Raw genomic sequence first — 26,260 nt, forward strand, 5'->3', positions numbered from 1 at the left:
CGAGGCCCCGCCGCATCGACCACCTCAGGCGCCGAGCGCCTTCTCCATCACGCGCGCCAGACGACGGCCCCAGTCGGCCGGATCGGCCGGCACGTCGCCGTCGGCGATGCGCGCCTGACCGAAGAGCAGATGGGCGGCATCTTCGACCAGCGCGTCGTCGGAGCCGACCTTGGCGGCGATCGCCGCGACCAGGGCGTGGTGCGGATTGACCTCGAGCACCGGCTTGTCGAAGGGCGAGGCGCCCTGATGGCGCGCCATGATCTTCTCGAACTGGCGATCCGGCCCGTGCTCGGAGGCGACGAGGCAGACCGGGCTCGAGGCGAGGCGGGTCGAGGTGCGGACGTCGGAGACCGCCTCGGCGAGAACCTCCTTCAGCCGCACCACCAGCGCCGCGACGCCGTCGGCTTCCGCCTCGGTCGGCTTCTCGGCCTCTTCCGCCAGCGGGATGGCGTCGAGATCGGCCGAGCCTTGCGTGATCGACTGGAACGGCTTGCCGTCGAAGCCGAGCGCGGTGCGCACCCAGAAGGCGTCGACCGGATCGGTCAGGAGCAGCACCTCGATGCCGCGGGCGCGGAAGCCTTCCAGATGCGGGCTCGCCTCGGCGCGCGCCGCGTCGTCGGCCAGCACGTAGAAGATCTTGGTCTGGTTCTCCTTGAGGCTCGCGACATAGTCGGCGAGTGTCCGCGTACCCTCGCCCGAGGTCGTGGTCTTGAAGCGGGCGATCTTGAACAGCTCGTCGCGCCGGTCGGCGTCCTCGTAGAGACCTTCCTTCATCACCGCGCCGAAGGCGTCCCAGATCTTGGCGAAGGTGTCGGCGTCGTTCTCCGCCGTCTTGGCGAGTTCGGAGAGCAGCCGCGTCGTGACGTTCTTGCGGATCGCCTCCAGCACCGGATTGTGCTGCAGCATCTCGCGCGACAGGTTGAGCGGCAGATCCTCGCTGTCGACCACGCCGCGGGCGAAGCGCAGCCAGTGCGGCAACAGATCGACGTCGTCGGCGATGAAGACGCGGCGGACGTAGAGCTTGACGTGGCCCTTGCGCGCCGGGTCGAACAGATCGAACGGCTTCATCGACGGCACGAACATCAGCACCGAATATTCGTGCCGACCCTCGGCGCGATAGTGCAGCGTCAGCGCCGGCTCGTCCCACTGGCCGGAGACGTTGCCGTAGAACTCCCTGTAGGCCTCGGGCGTGATCTCCGACTTCGGCTTCGCCCACAGCGCCGAGCCGTCCGACAGCGCCGCCGCGTCCTTGCCCGGCTCGAGGAAGCGGATCGGCACCGGAACATGCGCCGAATAGGTCTCGACGATGCGTTCGATCGTCGCACGGTCGGCGTAGGGACGGCCTTCGTCGGACAGTTCGAGCCGGATCACCGTGCCGCGCGCCGGGGCGTCGGCCTCGTCGGCGGGCGTCAGCTCGAAGCCGTCGATGCCATTCGACGTCCAGGTCCAGGCCTCGGACGAGCCGGCACGACGCGAGGTGACGACGACGCGGCCGGCCACCATGAAGGCCGAATAGAAGCCGACGCCGAACTGGCCGATCAGGTTGGACGACTTCGAGCCCGCCTCGCCGGCCGCCTCGAGGAAGGCGCGGGTGCCGGACTTGGCTATGGTGCCGAGGTTCTCCGCCAGTTCGTCGCGGCCCATGCCGATGCCGTTGTCGGCGACCGTCAGCGTGCCGGCCTCCGGGTCGACGGCGAGCGAAATCGCCAGCTCGCCGTCCTCGGCGAGAAGCGCCGGCGTCTCGATGGCGAGATAACGCAGCTTTTCGCAGGCATCGGCCGCGTTGGAGATCAGCTCGCGCAGAAAAATGTCACGGTTGGAATAGACCGAATGCACCATCAGATGCAGGAGTCGCGAGACTTCGGCCTTGAAGGCATGAGATTCCGTCGGGTGAACGCTGGTCTCGGTCATCTTGATACCGTTCGTCTTCGTCGTGTCTTCGATGGAAAAGGGCGACGCGCCCGTCGATCGTCGATATCGGCGAAGCGGCGGCGTCTTTCAAGAGGGTATTCCCGGCCGACCGCTTCGGTCGCGCGGCATCCGCCGCCACCCGGCCTCTACGGCTTTCGTCTGATTATGCCGGGGGTGCGACAGGACGCCACAAGTAGACTCTGTCCAATTCTCCTGATGACGGGGCGTCATTCTGAAGTGCCCTCACAGCATTGGTCAGCAATCACTTGTTAATACGATTACAAGCATGTTAGCGGCCGACGAAGGGTCGTCGATCGGCATGGGCCGGTCCGACGATCGGGGGACTTTCGGCGCTCGCTCCCGGCGAGCGTCGCGCTCCTCGTATGACGGTCTGGTGACGAGTGATGCGCGAGTATCGCGAGATGGTGAGGGCGAGTGGACGCGGGGCGGCCGAGGGCGTGCCCTTCCGGCACCGGCTCGGTACCCGCCTGACCTTCGCGATGGCCTTCATGGGTGTGATGCTGCTGGCCAGCGGCGGCCTCGGCCTGCGCTACGTCGACATCATCGCGACGACGCTGCATCGCACATCCGAAGTCACCGCGCCGCTGCTCTCCGACGTGCTCGAGATCACCCATGCCGGCCGCCGGGTCCGCGCTTCGGTGCGGACCGCCGCCGAGCAGTGCCTGGGGGTCGACGCCGCCGAGGGCGAGTTGCGGACCTTCGAGGCCGCCGCCGAGCGGATCACCCGTTCGCTGACCGATCGCGCGGCGATGGTCGGCGCTGCGCGCGACCTGGAACGCATCGCCGCCGCCGAACAGCGCTTCAATCGGATCGCCTCTTCGGTCCTCGCCGCCTGCCGCCGCGATTCGGCCCTGCAGAATCAGGTCGACATCGCCGGCGACGGCGTCGTCGTCGACCTGACGCGGGCGAACGAGTTGGTCGCGGCACTCGAGACCCGGGCGACCGGTGCGCTGCGCGACGGCGAAGGCCGCGCCATCGATCCGAAAGGGGCGCTTCGCCTGCTGCCGGGCTTCGCCGCCCTGTCGCGCCTGCGCGGCGATCTCGCCGAATTCAGCGGCTTCGGCACGTGGAGCGACTACGTCGGCGCCCTGTCCACGCGCATCGCCCTCGACGACTTCGAACGTCGCCGACGCGACAGGCTCACCCGTCTCGACGCCGACATCCGCGATCTCGCACCGGTTATGAACGAGATCGGCCTGGGGTCGGACAACACCGAACTCGCCGCCGTCCAGGACGACATCGAGGACCTGGTCGTCGGCCCTCGCGGCATGATCGCGCTCCAGCGCGCCCGCATCGCCCTGCGCGACGACCAGATGTCGTTGCGCCACGAGCTCGGCACCATCGACGACGACTATTTCCGGGCGGTGCGAGCGCTCGAATCGACGGCCCGCAGGCTCGACGAGACCGCCCGACAGGACGTGGTGACCAGCACCGGCGAGGCCTATACGGTGGTCGCCGGTACGTCACTGGTGCTCTTCCTCCTGGTACTCGGGGTGGCCGGCGACATGGGACGGCGCATCGCCGTGCCGCTCGATCGCGTCACCCGCCACGTCGCTCAGGTCCACGGCCACGACGACCTCGAGCGCCCCCTTCCGGGCGGCCTGCTGCATCGCGACGACGAGTTCGGCGTGTTGGCGCGGGCCTTCGCGCGGCTGGCCTCCGAGCTCGGCTCGGCCCGCCGGCGCCTCGAGGAGGACAGCCGGACCCAGATCTCGCGCCAGTACGACCGGCTGCAGACGGCGATCGCCACCATGCCGCAGGGCTTCTATCTCGTCGATGCCGACGAGCGCCTGGTGGTGTGGAACGACGCCTTCATGTCGATGTACGGCTTCCGTCCCGGCGAGCTCGTGGTCGGCGCGCCGCTGCAGCCGCTGATGCAGCGTTGCCGGGCGATGGGCGCCTGCGCCCGCGAGATGGAGGAACCGCTCTATCGCGTCGCCGTCGCCGAGGGCCGGTCGCGCCAGGAGGTCTACGAATACGTCGACGGCCGGATCGTCGTGATCACCGCCTCGCCGACCGCCGACGGCGGCGCCGCGGTGACCCACGAGGACATCACCGCGCGTCGGCGGGCGGAGGAGGAGATCGAGCACCTCTCGCGCTTCGACGCCACCACCGGCCTGCCCAACCGCACCGAGTTCTCCGCCCGCCTCGCCACCGCGCTGATCGAGCGCAGTCCCGACCGCCGCGTCGCGCTGCTGCACATCGACATCGACCACTTCAAGACCGTCAACGACGCCTACGGCCACGACGTCGGCGACCGCCTGCTGGTGCTGGTGGCCGAACGGATCGTCGACTGCGTCGCCGAGGACGTGATCGTCGGCCGGCTGGGCGGCGACGAATTCGCGGTGTTGCGGACCGGTCTCTCCGATCCCCGCGAGGTCGGCGACCTCGCCCGCCGGATCGACGAGGCGATCGCCCGCCCCTACGAGATCGACGGCAACCGCATCGTCCTGCGCGCCAACATCGGCATCGCGGTCGCGCCCGAGGACGGCGCCGAGGTCGACGCGCTGCTGTCCCACGCCGATCTGGCACTCGGTCGCGCCAAGAGCGAGGGCCGCGGCGCGCCCTGCTTCTACGAATCCGGCATGGATGCCTGCATGCGCGAACGCCGGGCGCTGGAGAGCGATCTCGCCTCGGCGATCGAGCGGGGCGAGTTCGAGCTCCACTACCAGCCGCTGGTCGGTGCCGTGAGTGGCCGCATCGAGGGTTTCGAGGCCCTGCTGCGCTGGCAGCACCCCGAGCGCGGCCTGATCTCGCCGCTCGACTTCGTCGAACTCGCCGAGGAGACCGGCCAGATCGGCGAGATCGGTGCCTGGGCCCTGCGCGAGGCGACGCGGGTGGCGGCGACCTGGCCGTCGCGGCTCCGGGTCGCGGTCAACATCTCGCCGATCCAGTTCCGCCGCCGCGCGCTGACGCTCGACGTGCTCGGCGCGCTCGGCCGGTCGGGGCTCCGGTCCGATCGGCTCGAACTCGAGATCACCGAGGGCGTGCTCCTCGCCGACACCGACGCCACCCTCGCCACCCTCGCCCAGTTGCGCGAGATCGGCGTCCGCATCGCCATGGACGACTTCGGCACCGGCTATTCGAGCCTCGGCTACCTGCGGCGTTTCGCCTTCGACAAGGTCAAGATCGACAAGTCCTTCGTGCAGGACATCGGCGACAGCGCCGATTCGACCGCGATCGTGCGCGCCGTCACCAGCCTGTGTTCGTCGCTCGGCATCACCACCGTCGCCGAGGGCGTCGAGACGGTCCTGCAGTGCGAGCGCCTGCGTCGCGAGGGCTGCGACCAGTTCCAGGGCTGGCTGTTCGGTCGCGCCGTCCGCGAGAGCGAGGTCCCGGCCCTGCTCGCCGCCGAAGCCTCCGTCCAGACGGCGACGACCGCGGTCCGCGCCGGCGCCGCGCGCTGATCGCACCGGTCGTCGCGTCGGTTTCGGCGGCACTTCGGAGCGTCTTGCCAGCCGGCCTTCGATCGCATATGAAGGCCCCGCTTCCCTCTTGGGAATGCGGTGAGGTGGCCGAGTGGTTGAAGGCGCACGCCTGGAACGCGTGTATACGTGAAAGCGTATCGAGGGTTCGAATCCCTCTCTCACCGCCAGAAGCCCTCGACGAGGATGGGCTTTCCGAGTTTCTCTCTCCCATGCCGAATGGTCCCGACACGTCCCCGTCGCACGGGTGCGTCGGCGTGCCGTGCGAACGGGAGACCGGGGCGGTTCGGCCTCCCGTGTCGCGTCAGTAGGGCAGGGGGAAGCGCCGGCTCAGGTCGCGGACCCGCTCGATCGGATCGGCCGTCGAGCCTCCCGAGCGTGTCGCCTCCAGAACCTCGAGCACCAGACCGCCGATCTCGCGGAATTCCGCCACGCCGAAGCCGCGCGAGGTGCCCGCGGCGGAGCCGACGCGGATGCCCGAGGTCACCGTCGGCTTCTCGGGATCGTTCGGCACGGTGTTCTTGTTGAGCGTGATGCCGACGCTCTCCAGCGCCTTCTCCGCGACGTTGCCGGTCAGACCCCACGGGCGCAGGTCGACGACGGCGAGATGGTTGTCGGTGCCGCCGGAGACGATCTCAAGACCGCCTTCGACCAGCCGGTCGCTCAGCGCACGCGCGTTGGCGACGACGGCGCGGGCGTAGTCGGCGAAGGACGGCTCGAGCGCCTCGCCGAAGGCCACCGCCTTGGCGGCGATCACATGCATCAGCGGCCCGCCCTGGAGGCCGGGGAAGATCGCCGAATCGATCTTGCGGGCGAGCGCCGCGTCGTCGGTGAGGATGAGGCCGCCGCGCGGGCCGCGCAGCGTCTTGTGGGTCGTCGAGGTGACGACGTCGGCGTGCGGGAAGGGCGAGGGATGGGCGCCGCCGGCGACCAGACCGGCGAAATGCGCCATGTCGACCATCAGCCGTGCCCCGACCTCGTCGGCGATGCGGCGGAAGGCGGCGAAGTCGGGCACACGCGAATAGGCCGAGCCGCCGGCGACGATCAGTTTCGGCCGCCGCGCCCGGGCGACCGCCGCGACCTCGTCCATGTCGATCCGATGGGTCTGCGGATCGACGCCGTAGGCGGCGATGTCGAACCAGCGGCCGGAGATGTTGACGGCGGCGCCGTGGGTCAGATGGCCGCCGGCCTTGAGATCCAGCCCGAGGATGCAGTCGCCGGGCGAGAGCAGGGCGAGATAGACCGCCTGATTGGCCTGACTGCCGGAATGGGGCTGGACGTTGGCATGGGCGCAGCCGAACAACGCCTTCGCCCGTTCGATCGCCAGGCGTTCGACCACGTCGACGTTGGCGCAGCCGCCGTAGTAGCGCCGGCCCGGATAGCCCTCGGCGTATTTGTTGGTCATGACCGAGCCCTGGGCCTCGAGCACGGCGCGGCTGACGAAGTTCTCCGAGGCGATCAGTTCGATCGCGTCGCACTGGCGGGTGCGTTCGGCCTCGATGGCGGCGAGGACGGCGGCATCGGCTTCGCCGAGCGGACGGGCACCGACGGCGAAGTCGACGCGCGGCGCGGGCGTGATCGGGCGGGCGAGGGTCATGCGGGGCTCCCGGGTCTGGCCTCTCGCACTGCGTGCCGACGTGGTGCCGCGAGAGGCGGTGAGCGCGGGTTGTAAGGCCCACAACCCGTCCGCCATGGGTCCGCTCCGCCGATCCGGATGGGACCACTGCCCTCAGGCGCTCGTCAGCCCGCGCAGCACCCGGCCGACGCGGGCGAAGGCCTCGCCGATCTCCTCCGGTGTCAGCGTGGCGTAACCGACCACCAGCGAGCGCGGCAGATCGGCGTCGGACGAGCGCACGCCGCACATCGACGCCGGATGCAGCCCGACGCCGACGCTGCGCGCCGCCGCCGCCAGGGTCGCGGCGTCCGGACCGGGGCGGGGCAGGGTGCAGAAGAGATGCAGGCCCCCCTCGCCGCCCGAGATGCGGAGATCGGCGCCGAAGACGCTGCGCAGCCCTGCGACGGCCGCATCGCGTCGGGCGCGATAGGCGACGCGCAGACGGCGCAGATGGCGGCGATAGCGCCCGCTCGCCAGGAACTCGGCGAGGATCTGCTGATCGAGCCAGGACTGACCGTAGCTCATCAGGCTCTTGGTCGCCTGGGCGGCGGCGACGAAGCGGCGCGGCACCACGACGTAGCCGAGTCGCAGGCCGCTGCCGAGCGTCTTGGAGAAGGAGCCGATGTAGATCGTCCGCTCCAGCCGGTCGAGCGCCGCGAGGGCGGCGATCGGCGGCCGGTCGAAGACGATCTCGCCGTCGTAGTCGTCCTCGACGACGAGGCCGCCGTGCCGGTTGCAGTGATCGACCAGCGCCCGCCGGCGGGCGAGGCTCATCACGGCGCCGGTGGGGAACTGATGCGACGGCGTGACGTAGACGAGGCGCGGGCGGATGCCGCGCAGGCCGGTCGGGTCGAGCCCGTCGCGATCGAGCGTGCCGGAATGGACGCAGGCGCCGTGCGCCTCGAAGACCTGGGCGGCGGCGGCATAGCCCGGCTCCTCCACCACCACGGCACTGTCGTCGCCGAGGAACAGCCGCGCCACCAGATTGAGCGCCTCCTGCGCGCCGGTGGTGACGATCACCTGCTCCGGCGCCGCGGTGATGCCGCGGGCGCCGGCGAGGTGGTCGGCGATCGCCTTCTGCAGGCGGGGATCGCCGCCGATCGGGCCGTAGTCGGTGAGCCCCCTGGCGCAGGCGCCGAGCACCTCCACCGCGAGCGAGCGCCAGACGTTGGCCGGGAACAGCCGCGGATCGGGGCGGCCGTACCAGAAGTCGAAGATCGGGCGGGCGGCCTCGGCGGTGCTGAGCGACGGGGCGACGACGGGCCCGGCCGTGGCCTCGTCCGGCACGGCGGCGGGAACGGGCGGCGGCGGCACCGGCGCGGCCATGTGGTCCGGCACCACGCGGGCGACGAAGGTGCCGGCGCCCGAGCGCGTCTCGATGTAGCCCTCCGCCGCCAGCCAGTCGTAGGCGAGCACGGTGGTGTTGCGCGACACGCCGAGATCGATCGCCAGTTCGCGCGTCGACGGCACCTTCGTACCGGTGGCCAGCGTGCCGTCGATCACCCGGTCGCGGATGTAGCGGTAGATCTGCTCCTGGAGCGACACGTCGGCCGCGCGGTCGAGCGGGATGGGCATCATGGCCGCACCCTCCCCGAAAGATCTCCGCCGGGTGGTCCCATCCGAAGGCCACGTGGCGGACCTATGCCGTCGGCGGCTTCCACGGCATCGAGGGGCATCGAGACCCGACATCCCAGGAGACGTCGACCATGACCCAGGCCCCGAGCGACCGCACCCGCGTCAAGCGTTACCATTGGCTGGCGAAATACGATGCCGAGACCGTCCACGGCATCCTCGACGCCATGCCGCTGTGCAACGTCGGCTACATCCACGAAGGCAAGCCGATCGTCACCCCGACGCTGCAGTGGCGCGACGGCGACCGCATCTTCTGGCACGGCTCCTCGGCCAGCCGGATGATCCGCGCCACCAAGGAACACGAAGTCTGCGTCACCGTGTCGATCATCGACGGTCTGGTGCTGGCGCGTTCGGCCTACAACTACAACATCAACCACCGTTCGGTGATGATCTTCGGCACCGCCACCATGATCACCGACCCGGAGGAGAAGCGTCACCAGCTCGCGCGCATGGTCAACGGCTTCGTGCCCGGCCAGTGGGATCGTCTGCGCCCCGTCACCGAGCAGGAGCTGAAGGCCACGACGGTGATGTCGCTGCCGATCACCGAGGCCTCGGCCAAGGTGCGCACCGGCCAGCCCGAGGACGACGAGGCCGACTACGCCTTCCCCGCCTGGGCCGGTATCGTTCCGGTCGGCTTCCGCATCGACGCGCCGGTCGCCGACCCGCGCAACCTGCCCGGCGTCGAGATGCCGGAGGACGTCCTCGCCTTCAAGATCGGCTGACCGAGGAGTTTCCCCATGAACATGGTGGACAAGTCGTCCCGCCGCGTCGCCGCGGCGGCGACGGTGGAGACCGTTCTGTCGGTGACCCACTACACCGACGCGCTGTTCTCCTTCGTCGTCACCCGGCCGCCGGGCTTCCGCTTCGCCTCGGGCGAGTTCGTGATGATCGGCCTGGAGCTCGAGACCGGCCCGCTGATGCGCGCCTATTCGGTCGCCAGCCCCGCCTGGGCCGACACGCTCGAGTTCTACTCGATCAAGGTGCCCGACGGGCCGCTGACCTCGCGTCTGCAGAAGATCGAGCCCGGCGACCGCGTCCTGCTCGGCCGCAAGCCGACGGGAACGCTGGTGGCACACGCCCTGACGCCGGCGAAGCGGCTCTATCTCCTGTCGACCGGTACCGGCGCGGCGCCCTTCGCCAGCCTGGTGCGTGACCCGGAGGTCTACGAGCGTTTCGACGAGGTGATCATGGTGCAGGGCTGCCGGCATGTCGCCGAGCTCGCCTTCGCGCAGAACCTCGCCGACGCGCTCGTCGACGATCCGCTGATCGGCGAGATCGCCCGCGCGGCCTTCCGCTTCGTGCCGTCCGTGACGCGCGAACCGCATGCGCTGCAGGGCCGCGTTCCGACCCTGATCGAGGACGGTCGGCTGGCGGCTTGGCTGGGTCTCCCCGCCCTCTCGCCGGCGGAGGATCGCGTGATGATCTGCGGATCGCCGGCCTTCCTCGCCTCGACGCGGGCGACGGTGGAGGCGCTCGGCTTCCGCGAGGGGACCGCCTCGGCCCCCGGCGACTACGCGATCGAACGCGCCTTCGTCGCCTGAGCCGGCACGACGAGACGCCCCGTCGCCGTCCGAGGAGGGGCGGCGACGGGGCTCGAACTGCTGCTTTGCCGCCGCACGATCGGCATCGGGCCGGCTCATGACGGCACCCGCGTGCAGACGATGTCCGGCGCGATCTCCGGCGCCAGCCGCGCCAGCCGGGTCAGTCCCTCGGCGATCTCGTGGCCGGTGAAGGCGGAGAAGCCGAAGAGCAGGCCCTGTCGCCGTCGCTGGCCGGCGTAATAGGGCGACAGTGGCCGCACCACGACACCCCCCAACGCCAGTTGCCGTGCCGCGCGGCGATCGTCGGCGCCGTCGGCGAAGGGCAGCAGGACGTGGGTGCCGGTGTCGGTGGCCGCGAAGTGGACCTCGGGGCCGAAGATCGTCCGCAACCCTTCGACCAGCTGCGTCTGACGGCTGCGATAGAGCCCGCGCATGCGGCGGATGTGCGCGGCGAGCAGACCGCGGTGCATGAATTCCGACAGGACCATCTGTTCGATCAGCGAGGCGTGGCGGTCGACCACCGCGCGGGCGCGGGCGAAGGCCTCGGCGAAGTCTGCCGGAACCACGACGTAGCCGAGGCGGAAGGACGGCAGCAGGATCTTCGAGAAGGTGCCCATGTGGATGGTGCGATGCTCGCCGTCGAGGGCGAAGAGCGAGGGCAGCGCGTTGCCGGCGTAGCGGAACTCGTGGTCGTAGTCGTCTTCGACGATCCAAGAGCCGCCGTTGCGCGCCACCCCGACCATCGCCTCGCGCCGCTCCATCGACAGTGTCGCACCGAGCGGATAGTGGCGCGACGGCGAGGTGAAGATCAGCCGCGGCACCGGCAGGCGGGCGATCGCCTCGTCGATGCGGATGCCGTCGTCGTCGACCGGCACGGCGCGGCAGACGGCGCCGTTGGCGGCGATCACCGCACGGGCGCCGACGTAGCCCGGCTCCTCCAGCCAGACGAGATCGCCGGGATCGAGCAGCAGGCGACAGACGAGGTCGAGGCTCTGCTGCGAGCCGGTGGTGATGATGACCTGACGGTAGTCGCAGGTCATGCCGCGCGAGGTCGCCAGATACTGGGCGATGGCGCGGCGCAGCGGCTCGTAGCCGGCGCTCGAGGAGTCGGCCAGGATCTCGCCGGTGAGGCGGCCCGAGGTCTCGTTGAGCAGACGCAGCCAGGTGCGGATGGGGAATTCGCGAAGGTCCGGCAGGTCCGGCATGAAGGTGGTCGGGCGCTCGGAGAACTCGCCGGTCGACGACTGGACGAGGTTGCGGCCGCGGCGCGACAGCGAGCGGAAGGGATAGCCGCCGGCGACACGGCCGCGCGCATCCGGCACCACTTCCGGCGCCGCCGTCGCGTCGGCGAAGCTGCCCGCCACGAAGGTCCCGGCCCCCACCCGGCTCTGCAGCACGCCTTCCTGCGACAGCGCCTCGAACACCTGGAGCACGGTGTTGCGGGAGACGCCGAGCTCTTCGGCGAAGACCCGCGTCGAGGGCAGGCGGATGCCCTGGGGGATGCGCCCGGCGCCGATCGCCTCGCGCAGGCGGTCGGCGATCTGGCGATGGATCGGTGTCGAGCCGCCCTTGTCGATCTCGAGCGAGATCAGAGCACTGGTGATCGATGTACGCGACATCACTTCAACCTCTGATATGCCAGATTTCCCAAGTCGCTGCGGTGCCGAAATTGGTACCCTCGAAAAAAACAAAATGGACCTGACGTCCTCGCCAATCCATTCGTAGCATCCTATCGACGATAGCATTGACGAACTCGGCAATGCAACGATCCATCGTCAAAAGAAATTCATTCCATACTCGAGGCATTACTGTCTCGACACCCTTCGTTGTTGGTCAGAACATCTGGCCGACTTGCGCCGACGCGACACTAGAGGCCTCCGGGCCATCCAGAGGGATGCCATGAGACGGAACAAGACCGAGATCCTTGATCTTTGCGGCCGGTTCGAATCCGGTGAGCTCAACCGCCGAAACTTCCTGCGGTCGATGTCGCTGTTCGGCGTCTCCGCCGTGGTGGCGACGACGATCGTGGAATCACCGCTGGGCGCGACCAAGGCCTATGCGGCGATCACCGGACCGGAGGAGCGCGCCTGGGCGCTCGCCAAACAGGCCGCCGCCAAGGCGACCAAGAAGACGCTGACGCTGCTGATCCCGACCGGTTCGATCGGCAACATGACGCCCTATGTCGAGAAGTGGAAGAACGAGCTGGGCATCACCCTCGAGTTCATCGAGGAGCCCGACGAGGTGGTTCACACCAAGGGCATGCAGGAGGCCGTCGCCAAGACCGGCCGCTACGACATCATGATGCCGACCGCCATGTCCTATCCCGACTGGATCGACTCCGGCGTCATCTACGATCTGACCGACTGGACCCAGAAGTACGACCCCGAGCTCTTCGACAAGGAATGGGGCGTCACCTTCCCGGCCAGCCACCACGCCCAGCTCTACAACGGCCGCGTCGCCGGTCTGCTGTGCGACGGCGACCAGATCACGCTCCTGTGCCGCGACGACCACATCAAGGACCCGGCCAAGGCCAAGGCCTTCGCCGACAAGTACGGCCGGGCGCTCGCCGTGCCGAAGACCTGGAGCGAGTACTACGATCTCGCCGAGTTCATGCACGACCCGGCGAACAAGTTCTTCGGCGCTCTGGAGTATCGCTCGCGCTACTACGTCAAGTGGATGTTCATGCAGCGCCTGATCTCCAAGGGCCGCCTCTATTTCGACCAGGAGCTGAACCCGACCTTCAACTCCGACGAGGGTCTCGCCGTCCTCGACGACATGCTGAAGATCAACAAGTATCTCCACCCGGATGCGTTCAGCTTCACGTGGTCGTCGAACTACAACGCCTTCGGCCGCGGCGAAGGCTTCATGAACATCGTCTGGCCGTCGGGCTACAAGTATTCCAAGGCGCCGTCGACCGGTCCCGCCACCTCCGGCAAGATCGCCGCGACGGTGATGCCGGCCGACAAGCTGAAGGACGGCACGCTGCTCCACGCCGGCCTGTTCTGCTGGGGCTACGGCTATGCCGTGTCCAAGTATTCGGCCAATCCGGAACTCGCCTACGCCTATGCCCAGTGGATGACCTCGCCGACCATCTCGGCCGACGCCATCCCCTATCTCGGCGGCTATTCGGACCCCTATCGCACCAACCACATGTTGGCGCCGACCCAGCGTCTGATCGACACCTACTCCAAGGAGTATCTGCAGACGCTCTACGACAACATGGTCAACACGGTGCCGGACTTCTGCCTGCCGGGCGGCTTCGAATACCAGGACGCCCTCGACAAGGAGATCCATGCCTGCATGACCGGCGAGAAGAAGCCGAAGCAGGCGCTCGACGACGCCTCGCGCGCCTTCGACCGGATCACCCGTCGCATCGGCAAGGACAAGGTCAAGAAGTCCTGGCTGGCGCTGACCAAGAACCTCGCCGACCCGATCCGCAAGGCGAGCGGCGCCGACAAGTGGGGTTGATCCCCCGAGGCCCGAGGGCGCCGGCCGACGGCCGGCGCTCCCCCTCGCATTCCCGCATTGCCGCGCCGGACCTCTCCGCCGGTGCGGTGATGCGGCAGATCCGCCATCCGCAGGAGCCGACATGAGCCTCAATCCCGATCCCGGGCCCGCCCGGGAACCCGATCCGGCCGCCGCGACCGCCGCCGTCGCCACCGCGAAGACGGCCGCCCGCCCGAACTCGGTCGCCCGCATCCTCGCGCTGCCGGGGCAGGTGATCTCGCTCCTGGTGCTGGTGGTGCCGCTGCTCGTCGCCTTCTACATGAGCTTCACCGACTGGTCGCCGACGCGCGGCTCGCTCGTCCAGGCGAATTTCGTCGGCTTCGACAATTACGCCGAGCTCCTGGTGTGGGACACCCGCTTCCTCGAGGCGGTGGTACGCACGCTGCTGATCTCGGTCGTCTGCCTGTCGCTGGAATTCACCTTCGGCCTGGCGCTGGCGGTGCTGTTCATGCGCGAGTTCCGCGGCAAGGCGGTGCTGTTCTCGGCCTTCCTGACGCCGATGATGATCCTGCCCGTGGTGGTCGGCTACACGTTCTGGATGCTGTTCCAGTCGAACGGGCCGGTGAACCAGATCATCGCGCTGCTCTTCGGCGAGGCGGCGATGCTCGAATGGTTCCGCTCGGCGCCGCTCGCCACCATCGCGGTGATCGTCACCGAGGTGTGGCACTGGACGCCGCTGTTCTTCCTGATCCTGCTCTCCGGCCTCAACGCCGTCCCGGAAAACCCGGTGCGTGCCGCGATGATCCTCGGGGCGAGCCCGCGGCAGATCTTCTGGCGCGTCGTCCTGCCGATGCTGAAGCCGGTGATCATCGTCGCCTTCGTCATCCGCTCGATGGAGATCATCAAGCTCTTCGACGAGGTCTTCATGCTGACGCGCGGCGGGCCGGGCACGGCGACCGAGACCATCAGCCTCTACATCTACAAGCTCGCCTTCGCCGACTTCCAGCTCGCCTACGGCGCCGCGGCGGCCTTCCTCGTGCTGGTCGGCACGCTCCTGCTCATCCACCTGCTGCTGATGCCGGTGCGCGACCAACTGCTGGAGACCCGCCGATGAACGCCCGTCCGCTCGGCTGGCCGCTCGCGCTGGTGCTCGTCGCATCGCTGGTGGTGACGCTCTTCCCGGTGTTCTGGATCGTCTCGACGGCCCTGAAGCCCCCGACCGACTGGAACGCCGCGCCGGCGATCTGGTTCTCCAGCCATCCGACCCTGGTGAACTTCCAGACCCTGTTCGATCCGGAAGCGCTGCGCGTCTACGGCGTCGGCGGCGTCAGCCAGGCGGCGACCGCGGCGGTCGGCGGCTCGATCCTCGCCTCGGTGATCGCGACCGTGCTCTCCGTGGCGATCGGCCTCCTCTCGGCGATCGGCATCTCGCGCTACGGCGGCGGCGGTCAGTCGACGGCGCTGATCATCCTCTCCGGCCGCATGTTCCCGCCGGCGGCGATCGCGGTGCCCTTCGTCATCATCTTCTCCTCGGTCGGCACGATCGACACCTACGGCGGGCTCATCGCCATCTACGTCGCGGTGACGCTGCCGTTCTCGACCTGGATGCTGAAGAGCTTCGTCGACGAACTGCCGCGCGAGATCGAGGAGGCTGCGATGATCGACGGCCGCTCGCGGCTGATGGCCCATCTGACCGTGACGATCCCGCTCATCCGCGGCGGTCTCTTCGCCACGACGATGTTCATCTTCATCCTCAACTGGTCGGAATTCATGTTCGCGCTGGTGCTCTCCTACACCGACGTCATCACCATCCCGGTCCAGCTCGCCAAATACGTGACGGCGACGGCGGGCACGCTCTACGGCGTCCAGGCGGCGCTCGCGGTCCTCGCCATGCTGCCGCTGGTGGTCGCCGGCTTCCTCATCCAGGGCCACCTCGCCCGCGGCATGACCTTCGGAGCGGTGAAGAGATGACGAGACCCAAACTCGAACTGGTCGGCCTCAAGAAGGAATTCTCCGACGGCTCGGTGGCGGCGGTCGACGGCGTCGATCTCCGCGTCGCGGCCGGCGAGACGGTGGCGCTGCTCGGCCCCTCGGGCTGCGGCAAGTCGACGACGCTCAACATGATCGTCGGGCTCGAGGAGCCGACCGACGGCGACATCCTGATCGACGGCCGCTCGGTCGTCGGCGTGCCGCCGGGCAAGCGCAACATCGGCCTCGTCTTCCAGGACTACGCCGTCTTCACCCACATGACCGTCGGCGAGAATCTCGCCTTCGGCCTGAAGGTGCGCGGCCGCGACCGGGCCGAGATCGACCGCGCCGTCGGCGAGGTCGCCGAGATGCTCGGCATGGGCGACCGGTTGAAGGCCAAGGCGCGCGATCTCGGCGGCTCGGAGCTGCAACGCGTCGCCATCGGCCGCACGCTGGTGACGCGGCCGGCGCTGTTGCTGCTCGACGAGCCGCTCTCCAACCTCGAGGCCGCCGCCCGGCAGGCGATGCGACGCGAGTTGCGCCGGCTGCAGAAGGAGATCGGCCTCACCATCGTCTACGTCACCCACGACCAGATCGAGGCGCTGTCGCTCGCCGACCACATCGCGGTGATGAGCGCCGGCAAGATCCGGCAGGTCGCCCCGACCGCCGAGATCTACGATCGCCCCGACCACGTCTTCGTCGCCGGCTTCCTCGGCTCGCCGCCGATGAACCTGCTGCGCGGCCGCATCGAGGGGCCGGACGAGGCGCCGATCTTCGCCCGCGGCGGCTTCCGGCTGCCGATCGGCGACGTGCCCGGCGCCCACGGCCGCGACGTCGCCTCGGAAGTGGTTCTCGGCGTACGGCCGGAGGCGATCCGGCTCGTGTCGGGCGCGTCGTCGGCGCTGGCCGGCCGGGCGGTTCTGGTCGAGCCGCGCGGGCCGCAGGCGGTCGTCACCGTCGAGGTCTTCGGCGTGCGGCTTAAGGCGCTGGTGCCGACGCTGGGATGCCCGCCGGAGAACGCCGAGGTCGGTCTCGTGATCGATCCCACCGCTCTCGTCCTGTTCAGCGGCGAGACCAGTCGCCGGCTCACCGCCTGACGGATCTAGGAACGAAGATGACCCACACGTCCGTCACGTCAGGATCCACCCCGCCGCCGCCGGCCCTGCGCATCGAAGGGCTCGGCAAGACCTTCCGCCAGACCCGCGCCCTCGACGACGTCGGCTTCGTCGTGCCCGAGGGCTCGCTCACCGTGATCCTCGGCCCGGCGGGTGCCGGCAAGACGACGACGCTGCGGCTCGTCGCCGGTCTCGATCGGCCCGACGCCGGCCTCGTCGCCATCCGCGACCGCGACGTCGGCGCGCTCGAGCCCTGCGACCGCGACGTCGCCATGATCTTCGACAATCTGGCGCTCTATCCCGACAAGACCGGCTTCGACAACATCGCCAGTCCGCTGAAGATCCGCCGGCTCGGTGCGGAGACGATCCGCGAACGGGTCGAGGCGATCGCCGCGACGCTGCGCATCGCCCATGTCATGGGGCGTCTCCCCAAGACCATGTCGGGCGGCGAGCGTCAGCGCGTCGCCCTGGGTCGTGCGCTGGTGCGCGATCCGGCGATCTTCCTGCTCGACGAACCGCTCTCCAGCCTCGACGCCATGCTGCGCATCGAGCTGCGCGCCGAGCTGAAGCGGCTGCAACGCGAGCTCGGGCGCACCTTCCTGATGACCACGCCCGACTTCGCCGAGGCGATGGCGGTGGCCGACACCGTGGTGATGCTGCGCGCCGGCCGCGTCGTCCAGATCGCCGCACCGCAGGTGCTCTACGACGATCCGGTCGATCGCGAGGTCGCCCGCTTCGTCGGCGCGCCGGAGATCAATCTGGTCGCCGCCGAGACGGTCGACGGCGGCGTGCGCCTCGCCGGGGCGGTACTGCCGATGGCCGGCACCTTCGCGACCTCCCTGCCCGAGGGCACCGGCGCCTTCGAGGCGGGGATCCGCCCGGAGCATCTGGTGCTCGGCGATCCGGCGATGGCGCCGATCCGCGGCGAAGTGGTCGACGTCGAGCCGCTCGGGCTCGAGTCCACTCTGACGGTGCGCAACGCCGAGGCCGATCTGCGCATCGTCGTCGCGGCCGGCGTCGCCCGCGCCCTGCACCTCGGCGAGGCCGTCGGCCTCACCCCGACCGGCGCCCCCTTCCTCGCCTTCGACACGGTCGACGGCCGCCGCCTCGCCTGAAGGCGAAGACAATCACGGAGACAGTCCGATGCGCATTCTCGTCTTCCAACACGTCCCCGTCGAACACCCCGGGATCTTCCGCGAGTTCTGGGCCGAGAAGGGACACGACTGGGTTCCGGTCGAACTCGACGCCGGCGAGCCGATCCCCGACCTCGCCGACTTCGATCTGATGGTCGTCATGGGCGGGCCGATGGACGTCTGGCAGGAGGCGGAGCTGCCCTGGCTCGTCGACGAGAAGAGGGCGATCGCCACCTGGGTGCGCGACCTCGGCCGGCCCTATCTCGGCATCTGCCTCGGCCATCAGCTCCTCGCCGAGGCGCTCGGCGGCAAGGTCGGCCCGATGGCGGCGCCGGAAGTCGGCTTCACCGAGGTGCGGCTGACCGAGGCCGGCCTCGCCGACCGCCTGCTCGCCGGCTTCCCCGATACGATCGAGACCTTCCAGTGGCACGGCGCCGAGATCACCCGCCTGCCCGAGGGCGCCGTGGTGCTCGCGGCCAACGCCGCCTGTCCGACCCAGGCGATCCGTTGGGGGCGGCACGCCTGGGGCTTCCAGTACCACGTCGAGATCACCCCGGCGACGGTGCCCGAATGGCAGGTCATCCCCGCCTATGCCGAGAGCCTCGAGGCGGCGCTCGGCCGTGAGGAGGCCATGCGGCTCGAGGCCCGGGTCGGGCCGAAGCTGCCGGCCTTCCGCGAGGCCGCCCGCCGCATCGACGACAACCTCGCCGCGGTCCTCGCGACCCCGGCCGCCTGACCTCGTCGCTCCCCTTTCCCGCGCGAGACCGCGCGCACCCGCAGACAATCGGAGATCCCCATGAAGGCCCTGATCGAAGAGACCCCGCAGACGGCCCACGCCCCGCGCCTGACGCTTTCGAGCCGCGAGGAGGCCGCCGCCTTCGTCGAGAAGGTGAAGGCGGCCGGGTTCGATCAACTGCGCTTCGAGATGGCCGACATGGCCGGCATGAGCCGCGGCAAGACCATCCCGATCGAGCACGTCGCCGGCTACATGCGCACCGGCCTCAACCTCTACGGCGGCACCGTCGCCCTCGACAGCGGCTCGGTGCCGGTCAAGAACTCCGGCTACAACGAGGAGATGAACTACCAGGACTGCGTCATGGTGGTCGATCAGGACACGCTGACGCCGGTGCCGTGGCTGGAGAAGACCGGCCGGGTGATCTGCGACACCATGTGGTACGACGGCCGCCCGCAGCTCGCCGCGCCGCGCATCCTCCTGAAGAAGATGCTCTCGCTCGCCGCCTCGCTCGGCTACACCGTCAAGATGGGTCACGAGTACGAGTTCTACGTCGTCGACGCGGCGACGCGGAAGCCGATCTTCGGCGGCCAGCCGATCTTCGCCACCGCCCGCACCCATCAGGAACCGGCGATCGAGGAACTGATCGAGGTGCTCGATGCCCAGGGCATCGACATCATCACCTGGAACGTCGAGCACGGGCCGGGACAGGTCGAGATCAACTACTCGGCCCTCGACGGCATCGCCGCCGCCGACCGCGCCTTCGTCTTCAAGAACACCGTCAAGGAGTTCCTCGCCAAGCGCGGTCTCCTCGCCACCTTCATGACCAAGCCCTACAAGGGCCTGTCGGGCAGCTGCTCGCACTTCCACGTCTCGCTGCTCGACCAGAACACCGGCGACAACATCTTCTTCGATCCGGCCGATCCGGACGGCATGTCGCAGACCTTCAAGAGCTTCATCCAGGGCGTGCTCGACCATGCCCGTGCCGCCATGGCAGTGTGGAGCCCGACGCCGAACTGCTATCGCCGCATTCGGCCGCACACCTATGCGCCCTCCAACATCTCCTGGGGCATCCAGGACCGCACCGCCAGCTGCCGCATCAAGGCGAGCCACGATCAGGCGACTCACATGGAGGTGCGCACGCCGGCCGCCCTGTCCAACCCCTATCTCACCGCCGCCAGCATCATCGGTTCGGGTCTGCTCGGCGTGATGCAGGGACGCGAGCTGATGCCGGCGGGCTCCGGTCCGAAGGAGGACGACAGCCGCTACGCCAAGCTGCCGACCGAGATCGACGACGCGCTCGACGCCTTCGAGGCCGACATGGCGCTGCGCGACATGCTCGGCGAGGAATTCGTGAAGGTCTATCTCGCCATGAAGCGGCAGGAGACCGCCCGCCTGCGCGACGAGATCCCCGCCGCCGAGCTCGCCGAGTATTTCGACCTCTACTGAGAGCCCGCGATGTCCGAACCCGCCTCCGTTCCCGCAGGCCACCCTTCCGACGAGATCGCCCGCCTCGGCGCGGGCGAGCTCGCGGCGGCCTTCCGCCGGCTGTCGCTCTCACCGGTGGAGGTCGCCGCGACACTCCTCGACCGCATCGACGCGATCGATCCGCGCATCAACGCGATCGCCCACGTCGATCGGGCGGCGACGCTCGCTGGAGCCCAGGCGTCGGAGGTGCGGTGGCGGGCGGGGCGGCCGCTGTCGCCCCTCGACGGGGTGCCGGCGACGGTCAAGGACCTCTCCCACGTGAAGGGCTGGCCGCGGCGACGCGGCTCGCTGACCCTCGCCGACGTCGGTCCGAGCGCCGAGGACACCCCCTGCGTCGCCCGACTGCGCGAGGCCGGCGTCGTCTTCCTCGCCAAGACGACGACGCCCGAATCCGGCTGCAAGGTGGTGACCCGCAGCCCGCTCACCGGCGAGACCACCAATCCCTGGGACGTCGGCCGCACCCCCGGCGGTTCGTCGGGCGGCGCGGCGGCGGCGCTCGTCTGCGGCATCGGCCCGCTCGCCGTCGGCTCCGACGGCGCCGGCTCGATCCGCATTCCGGCCTCTTCCACCAACACCTTCGGACTGAAGCCCGGCTTCGGCCGGGTCCCGGCCTTTCCGCCCGACATCGACATGCCGATGTCGGTGGTCGGCCCGATGACTCGCACCGTCGCCGACGCGGCCCTGATGCTCGAGGCGATGAGCCGACCGGAACCGCGCGATCCCTTCGCCTGGCCGATCGCCTTCGCGGCCCCGGGCGATCTCGGCGATCCCGATCTCGGCGATCTCCGCATCGCCGTGTCGCCGCGTCTGGGCTGCGCCGCACCGCTCGTCGACGCCCGCGTCGACGCGCTCGTCGCCGAGGCCGGGCCGCTCCTCGCCGATGCCGGGGCGCGGGTCGAGGCGGAAGATCCGGTCTGGCCGGTCGATCCCTTCGTGCCCTTCCGGGTGTTCTGGGAGACCGCCTGCATGGCGACGGCCGACGCCGCGCCCGAGCCCTTGCGCGATCTCGTCGATCCGTTGATCCGCAGCGTGGCGGAAGCCGGCCGGCGGGTGTCGCTCCCCGACTATTTCCGCGCCATGGAGAACCGCATGGCGCTTGCCGCCGCGTCGAAACTGTTCTTCGAGCGTTTCGACCTGCTCGTCGGCCCGGTGATGCCGGTGCCGCCCTATGCCATCGGCCGCGATACGCCGGAGGGCTTCCCGGCCGAGGCGTGGGACTGGTGTCCCTATACCCATCCCTGGAACATGACGGGTCAGCCGGCCGCGTCGGTGCCGATCGGCTTCGTCGACGGGCTGCCGGTCGGCGTGCAGATCATCGGCCGGGTGGGCGGCGAGGCGACGGTGCTGCGCGCCGCGGCGGCGATCGAACGGCGGCGACCGCTCCACCGACGGTGGCCCGCCGCGTCGTGAGCCCCTGCCCGCCGTGACGCCCCCCCCGGGGGGGCTCGGCGAAGCCGATCTGCGGCGATCCGGCACCCTCGACAGGCGATCATTCGGAACATACAATGTGTCGAATGCATGTATGATTTCGAGGGTTGTCGAATGGCGCGGGCGACTGAAGCGCTCGATTGGGTGCATCCGCTCGATCCGAACGGTGATCCTCTCTACCTGCAGGTGGTTCGGCAGATCGAGGCGAGCGTCGAACGAGGCGCGCTCCGTCCGGGCGATCGTCTGCCGCCGCAGCGTCGGCTCGCCGAGGTGCTCGGCGTCGACTTCACCACCATCACCCGTGCCTATACCGAGGCCCGCCGCCGCGGTCTGCTCGATGCCGTCACCGGGCGCGGGTCCTTCGTCTCGCAGACGCCGGAGACGGCGGGGCCGCCGATCGATCTCGGCATGAACATCCCGCCGCCACCTCTCGGCATCCGGCTCGGCGACGCCATTCGCACCGGCATCGACGAGATCCTGGCGCGTACCGATTCCAATCACCTGATGAGCTACCATCTGGGTCCCGGCTCGCGCGCCGAGCGCTCCGCCGGCGCCGCTTGGCTGCGCCCGCTCCTGCCGGGTGTCGAGTCCGAGAGGATCGTCGTCAGCGCGGGCGCGCAGACCGCGCTGGTGGCGCTCCTGTCGACGTTGGTTCCGGCCGACGGCGTCCTGCTGTGCGAGCCTCTGGCCTATCCGGGCCTGATCGCCGCGGCGCGGCATTGCCGCCTGCGGCTGCTGCCGGTCGCATCCGACGACGACGGCCTGCGTGCCGACGCACTCGAGGCGGCGGCGCGGGCGTCGGGAGCACGGGTCGTCTGTCTCACCCCGACCATCCAGAACCCGACGACCGCGACCATGTCGGAAGGGCGACGGGAGGCGATCGCCGCCGTCGCGCGGCGGCTCGATCTCACGCTCGTCGAGGACGACCCCTATGCGCTCCTCGCCCTCGGATCGGCTCCGGCGCCGATGGCGGCGCGCCTTCCCGAACGCACCTGGTACGTGGCGACGCTGTCGAAGACCCTGACGCCGGGCCTGCAGACCGCCTATGTCGTCGCCCCGGACGGCGTCGACGTCGACCCCGTGGTGACGGCGCTCACCGCGGTGTGCCGCATGCCGGCGCCCCTGATGACCGCTCTGGCGACCCATTGGATCGGCATCGGCCTGGCGCGCGACATCCTCGACGGCGTGCGGCGAGAGGCGCAACTGCGCCAGTCTCTGGCCGCGCGCATTCTGCCCGGTGCGTCGGCGCACCCCTGCGGCCTCCACCTCTGGCTGCCGCTTCCGAACGGTTGGGAGCGCCATCGCCTTGCCGGCATCGTGCGCAACCAGGGTCTGGGCGTGGCGGCCTCCGACGCGTTCTGTGTCGCCGGGCGCGGCGCCCCCGATACGGTGCGCCTGTCGCTCGGCGGCGTGGGCGAGCGGGAGCGCCTGGGCGAAGCACTGCGCCTCGTCGCGCAGACGATCGCCCGCCCCCCGACCGAGGCGCCGGCGATCGTCTGATCGGGCCTCAGGGCCGTGCGAAGACGTCCTCGGCGACGAGATCGCGCGCGCCGGCGCTGCGCACAGTGAAGACCAGCGGCCGACGCGGGGCGGCCGTCTCGTCGGCGGGCACGGTGACGCGCACGCGTATCTCGCGGGTTCGATCGGGACCGACGGCGACGGCCAGGACGTCGACGGACGTACGTGCGACGCCGTCCGCCTCGAGCCGCGCGCCCGCCGGCAGCGGTGCCGCCGAGACCTCGAAGACGCGTTCGTGCGGCGCCATGTTCGAGATCCGCAGCGTGTAGGCGTTGCGGATCGAGCCGTCCGAGTTGGCGACGGCGATCGGATTGCGATCGTGCCGTACCGACACCATCTCGTTCGGGCGCGTGGCGAAGGTCCATGCGAGGGCCGTGCCGATGCCCAGGATGAGCGCCGCGTAGATCACCGTGCGCGGCCGGATCGGCCGGTAGAGGGGAGCTTCGCCCCGTCTGCGGCGCTCGACGTTGATGTCGGAATCGTAGGCGACGAGACCGGGTTCGCGACCGATCCGGATCATCACCTCGTCGCAGGCGTCGATGCACAGGCCGCACTGGATGCAGCCCATCTGCAGCCCATGGCGGATGTCGACGCCGGTCGGACAGACCGCGACGCAACGGCCGCAGTCGATGCAGTCGCCGCCCGGTCGGCCGGCGGCGCGCGCCGTCTCCGTCGCCTTGAGGCTGCCGCGCGGCTCGCCGCGATCCCACCGATAGGTGACGTTGAGCGCCCATTCGTCGGTGAGCGCCGCCTGGATCCGCGGCCACGGGCACATGTAGAGGCAGACCTGTTCGCGCGAGAACCCCGCCAGCAGGTAGGTGGTCGCGGTCAGGATGCCGATCCAGATCCACGCCAGCGCCGGAGCCTCCGGGGTGAAGAGCGAGGCGAGGAGCGTCGGGGCATCCGTGAAATAGAGCACGAAGGCGCCACCGGTGCCGACGCCGATCACCAACCACAGGACATGGGTGGCGGCCTTGCGCCACAGCCGATCGAAGGTCCAGGGGCCTTCGTCTCGGCGCATCTGCTCGCGCCGTTCGCCCTGGAAGAACCGCTCGACGGCGCGGAACAGGTCGGTCCAGATGGTCTGCGGGCACAGATATCCGCACCACGCACGCCCGACCAGCGCCGTGGTGAGGAACAGCGCGAAGGCGGCCAGGATCAGCAGGCCGGTGATGTAATAGACTTCCTGCGGCCAGATCTCGATGCCGAAGACATGGAAGCGCTGGGCGGCGAAGTCGAAGAGGACGGCCTGATCGGGCCGGCCGGGCCCGCGGTCCCAGCGCAACAGAGGCAAGAGGTAGTAGATCGCGAGAGCGATCGTCAGGAGCATCCACTTCAACCGCCGGAAGGTCCCGCGGACCGCCGCGGGATAGATCTTGGTCTCTTCCAGGCGAAGGGGCATGCCCCCGCGTTCCTCGACGCCGTCTCTGCGCATCGTGATCTCCAGACATCGTCCTGCACGGCGGTCGGCCGCATCGATGCTTGAACCATACAATAATAGTTTTGTATGCGTACGATCACAAAAGCGCGGCAAGATGTCGCGAAGTCGAGGCGAGCGGGCGACGATCCGGGGCGGGGTCTTCGCCGCACGCCGGCGCCGGTCGCACCGAAACGGCGAAGGACCCGGGGCGTGCCCCCGGGCCGTCCCGGTCGAACCACGATGTCGGATCGTCGGCCGATCCCGGCCCGGCTCACGGGAAGCCGATCGAGAGCCACGGCACGAAGGTGATCACCGAGCGCCAGGTCAGGCCGTCGCGATAGATCACCGGCGCGACGGCGATCGTGTAGGCGATGCCGATGGTCGAGACCTCGGTCGCCGTGGCGATGCCCTCGACGACGGCGCCCGACGCACGACCCGAAACGCGAAACGGCCCGCAGGACGATCTCCTGCGGGCCGTTCGGTCTTCGCGCCGAGCGCGGTCTCGTCAGACCGGCTTGTGCATGAGGAACTGGGCGATCAGCACGGCGCCGATGAAGGTGCCGGCATTGGCCATCAGCGACACCACGACGATGCGCCAGCCGAGCGCGCGGAAGGCCGGCAGGTCCTTGGCGATCGACAGGCCGGCGAAGGCCAGCAGCGGCGTCGCCAGCGCCACGAAGTTGATCTTCGAGGTGAAGGCGGTGACCTGGGCGGCGAAGGGCATCGCCGGATGGGTCATGGCCATGGCGACCAGCGACACCCAGACGACCGCGGGCACGAGACCGCGGGTGCCGACGTAGATCGCGTAGCCGACGACCACCGGCGCGAGGATCAGCAAGAGGCCGATCAGCACGTCGAAGGACAGCGCCGTCTTGTAGGTGATGGTGTTGCCGATCAGCGCGATGGCGCCGGCGATCATCCACACCACCAGCAGCACCAGCGGCGAGAACTTCGTGTCGACGTGAGCACTCGACGCCGCGGCCGGAGCCTCCGCCTTCGAGGTGTCGACCTTGGAGAAGCGGCCGAGGATCGGCTCCAGCACGCCGTAGGCCCAGATCGTGAAGGGCAGCGACAGGAACAGCGTGAAATAGGTGCCGATGGTGGTGGTGATCAGGTTGGAGGCGGCGGCGAAGGCGGCGACCTCCTTGGCCACTTCCGGCGTCTGCTGCGCGGCGATGGCGCCCGAGGCGGCGGCCATCAGCGAGCCCGAGCCGACGCCCGCGCCCATGGCCAGTGCCAGCGGATCGAAGATGCCGAGACTGGTGACGAAGCCGGCGAAGATGGCGATGAAGATCGCGCCGAAGATCGTGCCGGTCATGTACTCGGCGAGAACGCCGCGGCCTTCCGGTCCGTCCATGCCGAACTTCTCGCCGATGATGGCGAGGCTCGGCTCACGGCCGACCGAGAAGGTGGCGCCGATCGCCTCGCGCTTGATGCCGAGCAGCAGCGCGATCGGCAGGCCGAACACCATCGTGCCGAAGAAGTGGCCGAACTCCTGGAAGGCGAGCGCCCAGCCGGAGGCGAGGATCTTCGGCAGCGAACCGCCGACCAACAGGCCGAGCTTGGCGATGAAGAGCAGCAGCGCCGGCTGCAGCACGGCGGCGGCGAGGTGCTGCTGGCCGGCGTCGAGGGCGAAGCCCTTGGGCATGCGCTGTGCGGCGATGCCGAAGGCGAGGCCGATCAGCAGCGCCCACAGGAGCGGCATCAGCACCACCTTGTAGGGGCCGCCGAGCGGAATGGCGACGTTGCCGATCGTCTCGGCGGCGAGGACGATGACGGCGGCGATGACGAAGATCTTCGTCATCAGTGCCGCCCGGGACGGGCCTGCCGGTTCTGCCGGCTCCGCCGTGGTGATGCTGCTCATG

The 26,260-nt window shown here is 69.6% G+C and carries 18 protein-coding genes and 1 tRNA gene; 13 read left to right on the forward strand and 6 right to left on the reverse strand.

Annotation, left to right across the window (positions count from 1 at the left end):
- Window positions 1–24: 24 nt before the first annotated feature.
- Window positions 25–1,911, reverse strand: a complete 1,887-nt coding sequence (gene htpG / locus ACT53U_RS15490; protein ID WP_476156554.1) for a molecular chaperone HtpG — start codon at window positions 1,909–1,911, stop codon at window positions 25–27.
- Window positions 1,912–2,315: 404 nt separating this feature from the next.
- Here htpG and ACT53U_RS15495 point away from each other — a divergent pair, with 404 nt between their 5' ends.
- Both ACT53U_RS15495 and ACT53U_RS15500 read left to right on the forward strand, forming a co-directional pair.
- The gene (locus ACT53U_RS15495) at window positions 2,316–5,339 is read left to right on the forward strand and encodes a putative bifunctional diguanylate cyclase/phosphodiesterase (RefSeq protein WP_476156557.1); all 3,024 of its coding nucleotides are present in this window, start codon (window positions 2,316–2,318) and stop codon (window positions 5,337–5,339) included.
- Window positions 5,340–5,437: 98 nt separating this feature from the next.
- Window positions 5,438–5,527: transfer RNA gene (locus tag ACT53U_RS15500), tRNA-Ser, on the forward strand.
- 134 nt (window positions 5,528–5,661) lie between these two features.
- Here the strand turns inward: ACT53U_RS15500 and glyA are convergent.
- Complete coding sequence (gene glyA / locus ACT53U_RS15505) at window positions 5,662–6,954, reverse strand: serine hydroxymethyltransferase (RefSeq protein ID WP_476156560.1); 1,293 nt, start codon at window positions 6,952–6,954, stop codon at window positions 5,662–5,664.
- A 132-nt stretch (window positions 6,955–7,086) separates the two neighbouring features.
- The gene (gene pdxR / locus ACT53U_RS15510; protein ID WP_476156562.1) at window positions 7,087–8,550 is read right to left on the reverse strand and encodes a MocR-like pyridoxine biosynthesis transcription factor PdxR; all 1,464 of its coding nucleotides are present in this window, start codon (window positions 8,548–8,550) and stop codon (window positions 7,087–7,089) included.
- Window positions 8,551–8,678: 128 nt separating this feature from the next.
- On the opposite strand from pdxR (ACT53U_RS15510), the gene ACT53U_RS15515 reads away from it, so the two are divergent.
- Both ACT53U_RS15515 and ACT53U_RS15520 read left to right on the forward strand, forming a co-directional pair.
- On the forward strand, window positions 8,679–9,326 hold the full coding sequence (locus tag ACT53U_RS15515; protein WP_476156564.1) for a pyridoxamine 5'-phosphate oxidase family protein: 648 nt from the start codon (window positions 8,679–8,681) through the stop codon (window positions 9,324–9,326).
- Window positions 9,327–9,341: 15 nt separating this feature from the next.
- Complete coding sequence (locus ACT53U_RS15520) at window positions 9,342–10,145, forward strand: ferredoxin--NADP reductase (protein ID WP_476156566.1); 804 nt, start codon at window positions 9,342–9,344, stop codon at window positions 10,143–10,145.
- Between the two features lie 95 nt (window positions 10,146–10,240).
- Here the strand turns inward: ACT53U_RS15520 and pdxR (ACT53U_RS15525) are convergent, their stop codons facing one another.
- Window positions 10,241–11,764, reverse strand: a complete 1,524-nt coding sequence (gene pdxR / locus ACT53U_RS15525; protein WP_476156568.1) for a MocR-like pyridoxine biosynthesis transcription factor PdxR — start codon at window positions 11,762–11,764, stop codon at window positions 10,241–10,243.
- A 364-nt stretch (window positions 11,765–12,128) separates the two neighbouring features.
- Here pdxR (ACT53U_RS15525) and ACT53U_RS15530 point away from each other — a divergent pair, with 364 nt between their 5' ends.
- The 9 genes from ACT53U_RS15530 (at window position 12,129) to ACT53U_RS15570 (ending at window position 22,957) form a co-directional block, all read left to right on the forward strand.
- Window positions 12,129–13,613, forward strand: coding sequence for an ABC transporter substrate-binding protein (locus tag ACT53U_RS15530; RefSeq protein WP_476156570.1), 1,485 nt, complete (start codon window positions 12,129–12,131; stop codon window positions 13,611–13,613).
- Window positions 13,614–13,734: 121 nt separating this feature from the next.
- Window positions 13,735–14,706, forward strand: coding sequence for a carbohydrate ABC transporter permease (locus ACT53U_RS15535; RefSeq protein ID WP_476156573.1), 972 nt, complete (start codon window positions 13,735–13,737; stop codon window positions 14,704–14,706).
- Window positions 14,703–15,563 (forward strand): carbohydrate ABC transporter permease, encoded by an 861-nt coding sequence (locus ACT53U_RS15540; RefSeq protein WP_476156575.1) that lies wholly within the window; start codon window positions 14,703–14,705, stop codon window positions 15,561–15,563. Before ACT53U_RS15535 ends, ACT53U_RS15540 begins: the two co-directional genes overlap by 4 nt.
- Entirely contained in the window at window positions 15,560–16,657 is a 1,098-nt protein-coding gene (locus tag ACT53U_RS15545; protein ID WP_476156579.1) for an ABC transporter ATP-binding protein, read from the forward strand. Before ACT53U_RS15540 ends, ACT53U_RS15545 begins: the two co-directional genes overlap by 4 nt.
- 17 nt (window positions 16,658–16,674) lie before the next feature.
- Complete coding sequence (locus ACT53U_RS15550) at window positions 16,675–17,790, forward strand: ABC transporter ATP-binding protein (RefSeq protein WP_476156581.1); 1,116 nt, start codon at window positions 16,675–16,677, stop codon at window positions 17,788–17,790.
- A 28-nt stretch (window positions 17,791–17,818) separates the two neighbouring features.
- On the forward strand, window positions 17,819–18,544 hold the full coding sequence (locus tag ACT53U_RS15555) for a type 1 glutamine amidotransferase (RefSeq protein ID WP_476156582.1): 726 nt from the start codon (window positions 17,819–17,821) through the stop codon (window positions 18,542–18,544).
- A gap of 60 nt (window positions 18,545–18,604) precedes the next feature.
- Entirely contained in the window at window positions 18,605–19,990 is a 1,386-nt protein-coding gene (locus tag ACT53U_RS15560; protein WP_476156586.1) for a glutamine synthetase family protein, read from the forward strand.
- Between the two features lie 9 nt (window positions 19,991–19,999).
- A complete protein-coding gene (locus ACT53U_RS15565) occupies window positions 20,000–21,439 on the forward strand; it encodes an amidase family protein (RefSeq protein ID WP_476156588.1) in 1,440 nt (479 codons plus the stop codon).
- A 132-nt stretch (window positions 21,440–21,571) separates the two neighbouring features.
- Window positions 21,572–22,957 (forward strand): aminotransferase-like domain-containing protein, encoded by a 1,386-nt coding sequence (locus ACT53U_RS15570; protein WP_476156590.1) that lies wholly within the window; start codon window positions 21,572–21,574, stop codon window positions 22,955–22,957.
- A 7-nt stretch (window positions 22,958–22,964) separates the two neighbouring features.
- On the opposite strand, the gene ccoG is transcribed toward ACT53U_RS15570, so the two are convergent.
- A complete protein-coding gene (gene ccoG, locus ACT53U_RS15575) occupies window positions 22,965–24,377 on the reverse strand; it encodes a cytochrome c oxidase accessory protein CcoG (protein WP_476156592.1) in 1,413 nt (470 codons plus the stop codon).
- A 523-nt stretch (window positions 24,378–24,900) separates the two neighbouring features.
- Entirely contained in the window at window positions 24,901–26,259 is a 1,359-nt protein-coding gene (locus ACT53U_RS15580) for a DUF3100 domain-containing protein (protein ID WP_476156594.1), read from the reverse strand.
- Window position 26,260: the final 1 nt, after the last annotated feature.

The organism is Pinisolibacter sp. DMC19 (assembly GCF_056313985.1).